Below are 13632 nucleotides of genomic sequence, written 5' to 3'. Positions count from 1 at the left end.
TTGTATTTGAGCAATTTAGGAAAGTTAATGTCGTACTTGAATTTTAATGAATATCATCGGAAGTGGATCTTCACTCACCATTCAATGCCGGTTGATGAGTCTCTTCATTCATTGATAAAGCCAATGACAGCAGAAAGATCAGCCCAATTTTGGAAAGAGAATGTTAGCGCACAAAGTCCTGATTCTGAGAGGTTTTCTAATCAAGATTGGCCGACAAAAACTAATAGCTGGTTTAATGTTGTTGATTGGATGAGTGAATGGGAAAGTGACGACAATGCGCTACCTGAAGAAATTCTGCAACATATTGATTGGCAAGATGATGTAACCGTTTATTTTTGTTATGAAAAATATAATGTTATCGAAACTAAGTGGTTTGTTTTTAAGCAAAATTGGAAGAATTTTTTATTTTATGATGATGGTCCAATACTATTGGCGAGAAGAAGAAAACAAGCACTTTGGTTTGCCAGTGATGGCAGTGTAAAACTGGGAGAAAAGTCATAATGAACGTTTGCCAGAGTAACCAACCAAAAGGTTATTCATGAATTATAATAGAATTGTATGCTTTGATTTAGAGATGTGTTGCTGGAATATCAACGGGGTAGGTAGTACCGGTGAAATTATCGAAATAGGTTTGGCTGAAATTGATTTAGTGACTCAACAGATAGTGAAGCGAGCACAATATTATGTTCAACCACAACATGATGAAGTGTCGGATTTTTGTACCGAGCTAACGGGAATTACTGCCAAGAAAATTGAAAAACAAGGCCGTCCACTCGACCGTGTGTTAAAGACAATGGTTAAGAATTTTGGCGGTCGTAATAAAATATATGCCGCTTGGGGACGAGATGACTTAGTGCTTAGTCTAGAATGCCAACAAAAAGGTCTGTCCGTTCCGTTCCAAGAGTACATTAACTTAGCAACATTGTTTCGTGTACAAAATCGACTTAAAGATAAAAGAATAGGGCATAAACAAGCACAAGAATCTAAAGGGATTGACTGGGAAGGTAGGCAGCATTCTGGCTATGTAGACGCTTACAATTTAGCAAAACTTGCTTTGACTATTCTATAGTTGGCAATATTTCACTGTTGTGGATTGGATGCATTTGGATAAGTTATCGCGTATTAAGTTGAATATAATCGGTTTAGATAAAAATAGGAAAGGGCTTTGTGCCCTTTCTTTTTCAACTATGACTGTTTTTACACAACGTTTTGTTCTTTTATAGTCAGGTTATTATTTTAAAGTAACATTGATTACCTTACGTTAAGGCTTCACTACACTTAACTTAGCGCGAATGAATTCGCTGTGATCAACGTACAGCAATTCTGCTACTTTTCGAATCACTGCGTCTTCTAATGGATCAATTTCCCCATCAGCATAAGCAACTTGCCACATAGCTTTGATCAGTTCAAATCGATCATTTTGCTCTAATTGACGCAATTGAGTAGTAAAATCATACAAGGACACAGAATCTTTAATATTTTGGTTTGCTTGTACTATTAGGCTTTCAGCTTCTTGTTCGGTGATATTAACTAACTGGGAGAGTAACGTGATTTTTGCTTTTTCTTCGTCTTGCTGAACCTCTGTATCTGCTGCTGCTACTTCGCAAAGTAACGAAGCAATTGCGAGATCAGGGTTATCTAATTGGTTTATTGATAAGTCGTTACCTTCCAATAATTCTTTAAACATCGATTTAATAGATTTGAACATGGGTTAGCCTTGGTTGTTGCTGGTTACTAAAACATATAGATGTTTATTATTTTTTCAAGAGATCCTTACGATACTTTACAAATAATGCTATAAGGTTAGGTATCAACTTACTCTTTACTTATAAGCTTAATCAATATGTTAGATGGCTATTCTCCTGTATTGCTTGCAATGGCAATTATTTTTCTTGGATCATTTGTACAAACGGCGATTGGTTTCGGCTTGGCGATTTTAGCCGCACCCTTACTTATGTTGTTATCTAATGACTATGTGCCCGTTCCGATTGTTATTATCGCTTTATTTATTACCTCACTTAGTACACTTAAAAATCGCTCCAATATTGAGGTTGGAGAGTTAAAAAGTGCCATTATTGGCCGTGTTCCAGGCTCGGTTGTTGGTGGGCTTTTATTAACCTATGTTTCAGTTCAAGTGTTATCTTTATGGTTGGGTATTATCGTATTACTCTCTTTGTTGGTCAGCTTACTGCCATTTCGTATAGAGCCAACCAGAAATAAAATGGCCATTGCTGGCTTTTTGTCCGGATTTATGGGCACAAGTTCCGGTATTGGTGGGCCGCCAATGGCGATACTATTGCAACATCAAGAAGCCAATAAGTTTCGCGGCAACCTTTCTGCATTTTTTCTATTTAGCTCAATTATGTCGTTAGTTGTACAGTGGTTAGTTGGTTATCTAACCGTAGAACATATTTATATGAGTTTACCGTTATTACCTGCTGCATGGTTGGGTTACAAGGTAGCAACACTGGTTGCTCATCGTTTATCTAAGCAATGGATTAGATGGTCTGCTCTGAGTCTGTGCTTAATTAGTGGAGTAGGGGCAATAGTAAAAAGTTTCAGCTAATTTAAGTTCTACTGCCTACTCAGTGTATAACGTACTTGGTAGAAAAGTGATTAGTTAGACTGCCAATTGGCCGGATTGTTTAAAACTTCTAACACTTCATCACTGTTGTTTTCATGACTAACAACAATGAGTTTTAGTAAAATTTCGGCTTTTGTTTTGGGGGGTAAATTGGTCTCAAACATAAGCTGAACGATCTTATCCTTTATCATGGTTATTTCGTGTTCAACAAAGCCTCGTGCTTCTATTTCTCCTGCATCTTCTTCTGGTGCGTTATCAAAATGAAGATTAACAAGGTTGCCATCAAAGCTTGCGTTGATTAATTGCTCTGGCAACCATTCTTCTCCGGTAACAACTTCAGGATCGGTGTTCTCTGGAAGGTTAACTAAAAACTGGATTAATTCAGATGTTTTCACAATAGATCGCTTGAGTAGGATAAGTTTGCGTATTGTAGCGACAATTTTAATAAAAGCGTAAATAATCTTCATGTTTCCTATAAAGCAATAGTCAAAATAATCACTAAAGGTAAACACTTAACAGGCTACAAGTTGTTATGGTGGCTGTGATACAATCAGGCCAATTTTTTAAGTCAAGCAGGGTTTTACGTTGACCGGGTCAAATACAAGATCTCAGCCAAATATTGCTAAGAATACAAATGAAGCCAACCGTTCTAATAAAGATAGCAGCAAGAACAACAGTTCGGCTCAACTACGTTATGCACTTAAACAATGCCTCATAAAAGATAAGTTTAGACTATCGAAAAGAATTCAAGGTGCCGACAGAATTAAAAACCTAGATTCAAAGCACGCGGTTTTTGATGAGATAGCACTAGATATTGCTAAATCTATGATGGTTGTTCAGCAGCGACAACAACAAACGGCTACGATAGTTTATCCTGAGCAACTTCCCGTTAGCCAAAAAAGAGACGACATAGCCAAAGCGATAGAACAAAACCAAGTCGTTATTGTTGCCGGTGAAACAGGTTCTGGTAAAACAACGCAGTTACCTAAGATTTGCAGTGAACTTGGTCGAGGAAAATATGGGTTAATTGGTCATACTCAACCTCGTCGTTTAGCGGCGCGTTCTGTCGCGAATCGCATAGCGGAAGAAATGGATACTCAGCTTGGTGAATTCGTTGGCTACAAGGTGCGTTTTAACGATCAAGTGTCAGATAACACGCAAATTAAGCTAATGACTGACGGTATTCTACTGGCAGAAATTCAGCATGATCGTTTTTTAAATCAATACGATACGATTATTATTGATGAAGCGCATGAACGCAGCCTTAATATTGATTTTATCTTAGGTTATTTGAAAAATCTTTTGCCTAAGCGTCCTGATCTTAAAGTTATTATTACGTCTGCAACTATTGACCCTGAGCGTTTTTCCAAGCATTTTTTTGATGCGCCTATTATTGAAGTATCTGGTCGTACGTTCCCTGTCGATACCCGTTATCGTCCATTAAATAGTGAAGATGCGGATGATACTGACCAATTAGATGGAATATTCAGTGCCGTTGATGAACTCTGTGAAGAAGGACTTGGCGATATTCTTATCTTTATGAACGGCGAACGAGAGATTAGAGATACCGCCGATGCATTAAATAAAAGAAATTTGCGTGATACCGAAATCGTACCGTTATACGCGCGATTATCCGCTGGTGAACAAAATAAAATATTTCAGTCACACACGGGTAGACGTATTGTGTTAGCGACTAACGTTGCTGAGACATCTCTGACTGTGCCAGGAATTCGATACGTGATTGACCCCGGAACTGCACGCATTAGTCGTTATAGCTATCGAACCAAAGTACAACGTTTACCTATAGAGCCAATTTCACAAGCAAGTGCTAATCAACGTAAAGGTCGTTGCGGACGTGTTGCAGAAGGTATTTGCATCCGGTTATATTCAGAGGAAGATTTTTGTTCCAGACCCGAGTTTACCGACCCAGAAATATTAAGAACTAACTTAGCGTCCGTTATTTTGCAAATGACAGCATTGGGCCTAGGTGATATTCAAGCTTTTCCATTTGTTGAGGCTCCGGATAAGCGCAATATTCAAGATGGTGTTAGGTTGCTTGAAGAATTAGGTGCCATTAATCCAGGTAGCAAAGACGGCAAGAAACAATTGACTGCAATCGGCAGAAAGCTAGCTAAATTGCCGATTGATCCTCGTTTAGCCAGAATGGTAATTGAAGCAACTCGCTATTCCTGCCTAAAAGAAGTGATGGTAATCACTGCTGCTTTATCGATTCAAGATCCGCGAGAACGTCCAACTGAGCATAAACAGGCTTCTGATGAAAAGCATCGTCGCTTTTTTGATAAAGAATCTGATTTTCTAACGTTTGTTAATCTGTGGGATTATCTCCAACAGCAACAAAATGAACTTTCATCTAATCAATTTAGAAAGCAGTGTAAGAAAGATTTTCTGAATTACTTGCGTATTCGTGAGTGGCAAGATGTTTATTTTCAATTGCACCAATCTATGAGAGAAATGGATACCAAGTTAAACAGTGAGCCGGGTAACTATGAAAGTATTCATAGTGCATTATTGGTTGGGTTACTCTCTCATATAGGTTTAAAAGACCAAGAAAAGAACGAATATCAAGGGGCGCGTAATGCCCGTTTCCATATTTTTCCTGCCTCAGGCTTATTTAAAAAACAACCTAAATGGATTATTTCTGCTGAATTGGTGGAAACCTCTAAACTATGGGGACGTGTCGTCGCCAAAATTCAGCCCGAATGGATTGAACCACTTGCCAAACATTTAATTAAACGAAGTTACAGTGAACCGCACTGGTCTAAAAAGCAGGGTGCGGTTATGGCTTCAGAAAAGGTCATGTTATACGGTATTCCTATTGTTGCTAAGCGGATGGTTAATTACGGTACGATTGATCCGGTATTGAGCCGAGAACTCTTTATTCGAAGTGCGTTAGTTGAAGGGGAGTGGGATACCAAACATGCGTTCTTCAGTAATAACAGAAAGCTGCTTATTGAAGTTGAAGAGTTAGAGCATAAATCTAGACGACGCGACATTCTGGTTGATGACGACGAATTGTTCGAATTCTACGACCAGCGAGTCGCTACGGATATAGTTTCTGCGAGACATTTTGATAAGTGGTGGAAAGACACCCAAAAAACCAGTCCTGAACTACTTAATTTTGCTAAAGAGATGCTGTTTAGAGGAGATGCTAGCCATGTAACGGATCTAGATTATCCAAATTTCTGGTATCAAGACGGTATTAAGTTGAAGTTGACCTATCAATTCGAACCCGGCGAAGATACTGATGGTGTAACAGTGCATATCCCACTAGCCATTCTTAATCAAGTCGAGCCTTATGGGTTTGATTGGCAGATTCCTGGACTACGAAAAGAATTAGTGATTAGCTTAATTAAATCTTTGCCTAAATCTTTACGGCGGAATTTTGTTCCTGCACCAAATTATGCTGAGGCATTTTTGGCAAGAGTGACGGCTCAAGAAATACCATTATTAGACGCTCTAGAAAAAGAGTTGCGTCGAATGACTGGTACCGAAGTGTTGCGTGATGACTGGAACTTAGAGCAAATTCCAGAACACTTAAAAATGACTTTTCGAGCAGTTGATCATAAAAGACGCAAGCTAAAAGAGAATAAAGATCTGCATCAATTAAAAGAGAGCTTGAAAGAGCAGGTACAGAAAACATTATCACAAGTTGCAGATGACGATATTGAACAGCAAGGGTTACATACGTGGAGCTTTGGTGAACTTCCTAAAGTTTATCAGCAAAAACGCGGTGGTTTCGATGTTAAGGCTTTTCCCGCTATTGTTGACAGCAAAGACAGTGTAGAGATAAAGCTGTTTGAAACAGAGCAAGAGCAATTACAAGCGATGAGAGCAGGGCAAAGGAGACTAATATTATTAAATGTACCGTCGCCGATTAAATATTTGCATTCTAATTTGCCCAATAAATCTAAACTTGGACTCTATTTCAATCCGTATGGCAAAGTACTAGATTTAATAGATGATTGTATTGCTTGTGGTATCGATAAGTTAATTGAAGAGCAAGGCGGTCTGGTTTGGCAAGCTGAGAAATTTAACAATCTAAAAGAAACGATTCGAGCTGAATTAGGTGACACGGTCGTAAAAATTGCGCAGCAAGTAGAAACTATTTTAACGACTGCTTTTGCGATTAACAAAAAATTAAAAGGCAAAGTAGATTTTACTATGGCGTTTGCATTGTCAGATATTAAAGCTCAGCTTGAAGGCCTCATTTTTAAGGGGTTTGCAACAGAGTGCGGTTGGAAAAAATTACCAGATATCCTACGCTACTTAAAAGCAATAGAACGTCGAATGGAGAAGTTACCAATTGATCCGAACCGAGATAGATTGCAAATGCTCAAAATTGAGTCAATTCAAAAAGATTATCGAGAACTGCTTAATAAAATACCAAAAGGCATAACGATTCCGGAAAATGTTAAAGAAGTACGTTGGATGATTGAAGAGCTTAGGGTGAGCTATTTCGCGCAACAGCTTGGTACGCCTTATCCGGTGTCGGATAAAAGAATAAAAAACGCAATTGATGCATGTTAGGCAAGAAAATTGCTTTATACTAAGTATGATAAAAAACACGTAACGTTTGAGGCAAAATTATGCCGCATCCAGAATATAATTAAGAAGGTAAGGTATGAAAAAAACTCTATTAGCAATAGCTTTGGCTAGCTTTACTACAACCGCTGCAGCAGACGCATTAATCTACGGTGGGGCGATGGTAGGTCAATCCGATTATGATGGTGAAACTTCGACATCAACAGAGATTCATGTTGGTACGGGTTTATTACCATTTATTGGTATTGAAGGCGGTTATATTGATCATGGTTCATTTGATGTTGCGGGCGGTGAGTTGAGCGCCAGTTCACTTTATGCTGCGGTTCGTCCAAGCATTGATTTTGGCCCTCTACATATCTATGGTCGTGCAGGACTACACTCTTGGAATTCTGACATTTCTGGTACGACAGTAGAAGACGACGGTATCGACCCGATGTACGGTGTTGGTGTTGAGTACTTTTTGTTTGGACCAATCGCTATTGGTGCCGGTTATCATGTTTATAAAATGGATGACGAAGATGTTAAGAATTTTTCCTTAACTGCAACTTTCCACTTTTTATAATTACCTAGCGAATATGAAGACACCAAGTTAGTTTTTACCGACTGGTGTCTTTGTCTAAAATAATCAGAATCTAATCGTGAACATAAGTGCTGAAGATACAGGTGGTTTGTCTTCTTCAATGGTTAAGAATACCGGTTGTTCGCAGCAAGGGCAGGTTGGTGGCTTGTGGCTATCTTCGAAACTGATATCGACGGCCATATTGCAGGTGGTACATACGTAAGTACCTGTGGGAAAACTGTGAGTCGAAATTGTAGATTGGGTAGTTATTTCATAATCCATTCCACTTCTCCTTATAGTTATTGCTAACATCCAATGTATCGCTTATTAGGTAACTTGTCTAAACGCAGATGTTACTAACTAGATGTGCTTAACATTTGGTGTAAAAAAAGAAAATACGAAGTTTAAATTATTGTCGCATGGATCAATGTTTCTACCGTATAAATATAGCCGTTAGAGTTTAGTGCACAGTAAAATTATCATTTCAATCGGCGTAGGTTTAAGTAGTGCCAGCAGATAACCAAATTTTATCTATTCATTTACCATCATTAATCCATCGTATTGGGTCAAAATGGGTCAAACAAGCCCAAATAGTTGCTCAGCAACACGAGTGCCAATTGAAACGAGTTCGTCGTTCTAGAAATTGGCAGATAGTTGGACAAGCCAGTGACGTAAATCGTTGTCTAAATAAGCTCAAAAATAACTTCGACGCTGAAATGAGTTACCTGATAAAAAAAATAGATACGTCATTAATAGAAAATAATTTTATTGATGAAACTCTCGAGCAGAGATTAGTAAGATTAATTACCGAGCAACCAACGATGACCTTATCCGAGCTAATGGCGCAGACAAATTGCTCTCTGTTAGAAGCTAGACAAGCCAGGTTTCGTGCGAATATATTTTGATTGAATAGATGATAATAATTATTACGTAGCTGGGCTACGTTTTTTTCTCGTTAATGTAAGGAAATAAATCGTCGGGGTTTTTCGGTTTAGAGTAGTAAAAACCTTGCGCTATTTCGCAACCAATTGATTGAAGATGTTTCAATTGTTGTTCGGTCTCTACTCCTTCTGCAATCACAGATAAATTTAAGTTGTGGGCTAAATCAATAATCGACTGAACAATGGTTTTGTCATGTATATCATCAGTAACATTGTGAATAAAAGAACGGTCAATCTTAAGGCTATTGGCTTTAAGGTTTTTCAAATACGATAACGATGAATAGCCAGTTCCAAAGTCATCTATAGCAATTGTTACCCCTATAGCTTCCAGTCGACTCAAAATATAAATGACTTTTTGCGTATCACGAATCAATATAGATTCCGTGACTTCAAGTTCGATTTGCGTCGGTTTAATGCTCTCATTCTTGAGGATAGTCAAAAAGTTATCATGAAAATTAGCTTGTTCAATTTGTTGAATTGATATGTTGATAGCGACACGACCTTGAAACTCCCAACCTTGAGATTGCCAACTGTTAAGCTGTTGACAGACCTGACGTATAACCCAATTGCCGATCTCTGCCATTAAATTGTGTTTTTCAGCAATAGGAATAAAATCTACTGGGCTAATCGAACCCAAATCAGGATCGTTCCAACGTAAAAGTGCTTCTAAGCCAACAACTTGATTGGTATTTAATTGATACTTAGGTTGGTATTGTAGAGAAAAGTGTTGATTGTCTTTTGCTTTAGCAAGTTTACTGGATAATACAATTTCTCGATTGTGCTCGTAGCCAATTATTGTTGTGTAGGCGATATAACTTTTATTCAAAGATTTTGCTTTATACATTGCCAAGTCGGAACGTGACAAAAGCTCTTCTAAGTTACGTCCATCTTTAGGGTAGCTTGATGAACCGACACTAACACCTAAATGATATTTTTTATCTAAAACGTCTATTGGCTGTGATAGTGACTCAATAATATTTTTTGCGAGAAGCGTTGTACTAGAAGGAGTTGAATGCTTATGAATGATAACAAATTCATCTCCGCCAACTCGTGCAATAAAATCGTTCTCAGTAAGTTGATGCGAAAAACGTGTTGCTACGGCTTTTAATGCTGCATCACCTGCTAAATGACCGTGACTGTCATTTAGTTCTTTAAATTTATTCAGGTCAGCGAAAAGTATACTAAAGTTATTAGCGCCTTTAGTTGGAACACTGTTTAGTAGTGATTCCGATTCATTTATAAAATGAGCTCTATTTGGTAAGCCGGTTAGATTATCAAAATAAGTTAGTTTTTGTATTTTATCTTCAGCCAGTCTTTGAGCGGTAATATCTTTTTTTTCTGCTAAATAACAAACAATTTCCCCGCGGTTATTTATAATTGGTGAGATGACCGTTTCAGCTACATATTCATTCCCATTACGATGTAAATTGATGAATATTCCGTGCCACGGTTTTCCTGCTTGTAAGGAAATATATAGATCTCTGTATGTTTCTTCTGAAGTGTGATCGGACTTTAATATTCTAGGATTTTTACCAATAACGTCTTGTAAGTTATATCCACTGAGTTGCTCAAATTTTTTGTTTACGTAAATAATATTCTTATCTACATTAGTTATGACGACAGCATTAGAACTCTGATCAACGATAGAAAAAAACAGCGATGCGTTTTTTGTGTTATCTGTGCCTAATTGTTCAAGTTCAATTGACATAGGATCGAGCGAAGTTTGGGCTAGAAAACCAGAGTTAAAAGTCTCGACAAGATCGGTATTAGAAGCATATGTGGCGTCATTACTCTCTTTCATTTTTTACTCTATTACTTATCGCTATAAAGCGGTAAATCTAAATTTTATCAAATCCAGAGTTTGTTAAGTTTTAATAAGTTAGCGCAATAGCATACTGTTTTACGATATAAAATACCATCATAAGTTATTGGCTATAATATAAGTTATAAAGACGTAGATTGTTTATCTAATCGTCGTGGTAAAGCAACATTATGTGAAATAAAATGTTCCAATTTTTCCAAAAACCTAATGTTGTCAGTGAAATCTATTTACTTACGGTTTGATAAATATTCAAAAAGCTGTGGTAGTGCTGATAGGCGTGGTAACGTTTGTAATGATAATCCGGCTTCATTTCTGTCACTGAAATAATAATTCGCGTCCGACCATTTTTCATGATCCACATGCTCACCAATAAGAATGTTTTCAAATACATTTATATCAAATGGGACATGACCATCTTTCCAATTTGGTAGTCCTAACAGTTGATTGCCTCTTTCTCTTTCCATAATCACCAAATTACTCAGAATCTTTATAGTATGAATTCTGTCAAACGCCATTTTTTCCAGACCATATCCAATGACTTGTCTATTTTGGGTATTATTGTTTTGATGCAATATAGAGTTAGTGATTGTCAGTTCTCCTCCGTTGGAAATGTCGACCAGACGACTATCAAGGCCTTTGTTAGTGGAAATTAAGGTATGGTTTATAGTGGTTTTTTTTGACCGAGATTTAATGGAGTGAGCTTGGCTTAACATGGAGATAAAAGAACAGTGCTCTACGATTAATTCGCCACCATTACTATAAATTCCGTGAGCTCTTCCATTGTAACCCAAGCGTTCAAAACGACTGTATTTGACTAGCGTTGTGCCATTGTTATGGCTTTCGAGAATGCCTTGTTCACTATCATGAAAATAAACATTTGATACAGTAAGATTTTCGCCCTGATGCCTTATACAAGCACCATTATTCGACGTCGATTGAATTTTACTGCATTCAATGTTTTCTATGGTTATGTTGTTGCCAGAAGTAATAATTGCGGCTTTGTTTTCAATAATAGCATTCATAAAATGTGTACCTTCGCTGCCCGACAAAACCACATCATTCGCTTTAATATGTACTCCTTGTAAATATATTCCAGGGCCTAAATATATCGTACTGCCATCTACAATTAGTTTTTGGGCTTCTTTCATGTCTGTTACACTTTTGCCATCGACTACAATTTCAAGTTCTTTTAATACGGCAGAATAAGAGGGCAGTTGGATAAAGAGTAAAAGAAAAACCAAAAGACGTAACATATTTAATTCCTTTTATGAAAATATTGTATTTTCAGTAGTTGGTGACGCTAAATGATATTCTCTTAGCAGTATAGGATATTAAATACAAAATTTTGACATCGTCAATAAATTTTCCATATCATCTGCATCCTTTTCTCATATAAAACAAGGTTATTAAGTCTATTTGATAAAAGTAGTGTTGGCGTATAGCTATTTTTTGAGTGACTGTGACACCATACTATTGGTCTTAATATTTCAATATTGTTAATATGTAATGACATTTCTAACAGAGTCGGCCACGTCTATTTGTGGTAAATTACTTGTTGTTTCTTTTAAAAACCATTTATTCGCCGTTCACCAGTCACTTGTAATCTTACAAGAAAATAAGGCTATTAAATTCGCTTTGTTGGCTACCCCTTGAACCGCGGTAGTTGTAAACTAATATAAGTTATCGTGTATTTGTACAAATCAAAGGAAGGTTAATGTCGTACCAACTTATTCTCATCAGTGTTTCTGCTTTAGTGGCTATCGGAATACTTTTACACCACCCATCCCGTACTTTTGGTATGCCGTCCCTTCTTATATTTATGGGTGTGGGCTTAATGTTGGGAAACGGCGAATTCAATTTTGTCTATGATGATTTACAAACGACTTCTTTAGTTGGGGCAATTGCCTTAAACGTCATTGTGTTTGTGGGAGGTCTCAATACGCCGATGGCTAGTGTGCGTATTGCTTATCGTGAAGGAGGGATTTTATCCACGTTAGGTGTGCTATTTACCACACTATTTTTTGCGATACTGATTTCATTTGTATTAGATTTGCCCTTTATACATTGCTTGCTTTTTGCGGCTATTGTTTCTTCCACTGATGCCGCTGCAGTTTTCTCTATTCTTCAGTCGAAAAAGCTTCATTTGAAAGAACAGACAGACACTGTACTTGAATTTGAATCGGCAACCAATGACCCAATCGCACTTATTTTAGTGGTTCTCCTTACTGAACTTGCCCTTGCGCCTGATCTGCCAATTTCCGCCAGAACGATTGGCACCGAATTGTTCATTCAAATATTTTGTGGCTTAACGGTTGCTTTCTTGGTAGGCAAACTTAGCGTTTGGTTGCTTAATCATATTAAACTAAATGAGTATGGGTTAATTCCGGTATTTATTCTTTGTAGCTTTACATTGGCGACTTATGGCAGTGAGTTTGCCGGTGGTAACATTCTATTAGCATCCTATGTGGTGGGCGTTGTTATCGGTAATGGAGTAAGAAGGGGACGTGAAGTAAGTAAACATTTCTTTAATAGCCTCTCCTGGTTGGCTCAAGCATTGATGTTTATCGTACTAGGCTTACAAATATTCCCTCAACAATTATTTGGTGTTTTTGTCCACTCATTGGTTCCTGCTGCGTTATTAATTTTGGTCGCTAGACCGTTAGCTGTTCAAGCTTGTTACTTGTTGTTTCCTAAAGCGACTTGGAAAAAACGCTTATTTATTTCTGCGATTGGTTTAAAAGGTGCGACTCCGATGGTGTTTGCTTTAATCCCCGCGGCGGCTGGTGTTAGTGGCTCATTAACGATCGTGAATATGGTCTTTTTTATCGTGCTTATTTCGGTATTCTGCCAAGGAAGTGCGATTGACCCATTGGCAAAAAAATTACAGCTTAATATTGAACCCGAAAAATAACTTCTAGGCCTACTAATTAAAAAGTTTACTGGTGGGCTAGGTTGTTTGTCGATATTTCTAAATAGTCCATTGACCAAATGCCGGTAGCAGAAAGGAATAAATACAAATCAATAATTTATTTTCTTGATATATCCGTGTAGTGACATATTCTTTAGTTTGAATATACCAATATTTGCTTATTCCATGTTGTTAGTTTTTTGATATAAACAGTATTAATTATAAGGCCGTATAGCAAAAGGTATTGGTAAATAA

12 protein-coding genes are annotated in these 13632 nt (G+C 37.4%); 8 read left to right on the top strand and 4 right to left on the bottom strand.

Annotated features, from left to right (window positions below):
• The first annotated feature begins 27 nt into the window (after positions 1–27).
• Together R3X26_RS00215 and R3X26_RS00210 are read left to right on the top strand one after the other, a co-directional pair.
• A complete protein-coding gene (locus tag R3X26_RS00215) occupies positions 28–501 on the top strand; it encodes a DUF2947 domain-containing protein (protein ID WP_317715108.1) in 474 nt (157 codons plus the stop codon).
• Between the two features lie 37 nt (positions 502–538).
• Complete coding sequence (locus R3X26_RS00210) at positions 539–1069, top strand: 3'-5' exonuclease (protein ID WP_317715107.1); 531 nt, start codon at positions 539–541, stop codon at positions 1067–1069.
• Positions 1070–1261: 192 nt separating this feature from the next.
• Here R3X26_RS00210 and R3X26_RS00205 read toward each other — a convergent pair whose 3' ends face one another.
• Complete coding sequence (locus tag R3X26_RS00205) at positions 1262–1708, bottom strand: TerB family tellurite resistance protein (protein ID WP_317715106.1); 447 nt, start codon at positions 1706–1708, stop codon at positions 1262–1264.
• Positions 1709–1843: 135 nt separating this feature from the next.
• On the opposite strand from R3X26_RS00205, the gene R3X26_RS00200 reads away from it, so the two are divergent.
• Positions 1844–2566 carry a sulfite exporter TauE/SafE family protein gene (locus tag R3X26_RS00200; protein WP_317715105.1) on the top strand — a complete coding sequence of 241 codons (723 nt, stop codon included), beginning with the start codon at positions 1844–1846 and terminating at the stop codon, positions 2564–2566.
• A gap of 50 nt (positions 2567–2616) precedes the next feature.
• On the opposite strand, the gene R3X26_RS00195 is transcribed toward R3X26_RS00200, so the two are convergent.
• The gene (locus R3X26_RS00195; RefSeq protein WP_317715104.1) at positions 2617–2979 is read right to left on the bottom strand and encodes a hypothetical protein; all 363 of its coding nucleotides are present in this window, start codon (positions 2977–2979) and stop codon (positions 2617–2619) included.
• A 223-nt stretch (positions 2980–3202) separates the two neighbouring features.
• On the opposite strand from R3X26_RS00195, the gene hrpA reads away from it, so the two are divergent.
• The 4 genes from hrpA to R3X26_RS00175 all read left to right on the top strand — a co-directional run bounded on the left by hrpA (position 3203) and on the right by R3X26_RS00175 (position 8611).
• Positions 3203–7132, top strand: a complete 3930-nt coding sequence (gene hrpA, locus R3X26_RS00190) for an ATP-dependent RNA helicase HrpA (RefSeq protein ID WP_317715525.1) — start codon at positions 3203–3205, stop codon at positions 7130–7132.
• A gap of 94 nt (positions 7133–7226) precedes the next feature.
• Positions 7227–7709 (top strand): outer membrane beta-barrel protein, encoded by a 483-nt coding sequence (locus tag R3X26_RS00185; RefSeq protein WP_317715103.1) that lies wholly within the window; start codon positions 7227–7229, stop codon positions 7707–7709.
• A gap of 76 nt (positions 7710–7785) precedes the next feature.
• Positions 7786–7929 carry a hypothetical protein gene (locus tag R3X26_RS00180; RefSeq protein WP_317715102.1) on the top strand — a complete coding sequence of 48 codons (144 nt, stop codon included), beginning with the start codon at positions 7786–7788 and terminating at the stop codon, positions 7927–7929.
• A gap of 283 nt (positions 7930–8212) precedes the next feature.
• Positions 8213–8611 (top strand): ribosome recycling factor family protein, encoded by a 399-nt coding sequence (locus tag R3X26_RS00175; RefSeq protein WP_317715101.1) that lies wholly within the window; start codon positions 8213–8215, stop codon positions 8609–8611.
• Positions 8612–8645: 34 nt separating this feature from the next.
• Here the strand turns inward: R3X26_RS00175 and R3X26_RS00170 are convergent, their stop codons facing one another.
• Positions 8646–10448 carry an EAL domain-containing protein gene (locus R3X26_RS00170; RefSeq protein WP_317715100.1) on the bottom strand — a complete coding sequence of 601 codons (1803 nt, stop codon included), beginning with the start codon at positions 10446–10448 and terminating at the stop codon, positions 8646–8648.
• A gap of 248 nt (positions 10449–10696) precedes the next feature.
• The gene (locus R3X26_RS00165; protein WP_317715099.1) at positions 10697–11722 is read right to left on the bottom strand and encodes a right-handed parallel beta-helix repeat-containing protein; all 1026 of its coding nucleotides are present in this window, start codon (positions 11720–11722) and stop codon (positions 10697–10699) included.
• Between the two features lie 461 nt (positions 11723–12183).
• Here R3X26_RS00165 and R3X26_RS00160 point away from each other — a divergent pair, with 461 nt between their 5' ends.
• Positions 12184–13380: a potassium/proton antiporter gene (locus R3X26_RS00160; RefSeq protein ID WP_317715098.1), complete on the top strand. Its 1197-nt coding sequence runs from the start codon at positions 12184–12186 to the stop codon at positions 13378–13380.
• Positions 13381–13632 lie beyond the last annotated feature (252 nt).

The organism is Vibrio sp. TH_r3, assembly GCF_033101115.1.
Taxonomy (GTDB): Bacteria; Pseudomonadota; Gammaproteobacteria; order Enterobacterales; family Vibrionaceae; genus Vibrio.
This window is presented reverse-complemented; position numbering and strand designations above follow the sequence as displayed.

Excerpts from the sequence above, each read along its gene's own strand:
- R3X26_RS00215 (WP_317715108.1), top strand. The coding sequence starts at position 28 with ATGTCGTACTTGAATTTTAATGAATATCATCGGAAGTGGATCTTCACT.
- R3X26_RS00210 (WP_317715107.1), top strand. The coding sequence starts at position 539 with ATGAATTATAATAGAATTGTATGCTTTGATTTAGAGATGTGTTGCTGG.
- R3X26_RS00205 (WP_317715106.1), bottom strand. The coding sequence starts at position 1,708 with ATGTTCAAATCTATTAAATCGATGTTTAAAGAATTATTGGAAGGTAAC.
- R3X26_RS00200 (WP_317715105.1), top strand. The coding sequence starts at position 1,844 with ATGTTAGATGGCTATTCTCCTGTATTGCTTGCAATGGCAATTATTTTT.
- R3X26_RS00185 (WP_317715103.1), top strand. The coding sequence starts at position 7,227 with ATGAAAAAAACTCTATTAGCAATAGCTTTGGCTAGCTTTACTACAACC.
- R3X26_RS00170 (WP_317715100.1), bottom strand. The coding sequence starts at position 10,448 with ATGAAAGAGAGTAATGACGCCACATATGCTTCTAATACCGATCTTGTC.
- R3X26_RS00165 (WP_317715099.1), bottom strand. The coding sequence starts at position 11,722 with ATGTTACGTCTTTTGGTTTTTCTTTTACTCTTTATCCAACTGCCCTCT.
- R3X26_RS00160 (WP_317715098.1), top strand. The coding sequence starts at position 12,184 with ATGTCGTACCAACTTATTCTCATCAGTGTTTCTGCTTTAGTGGCTATC.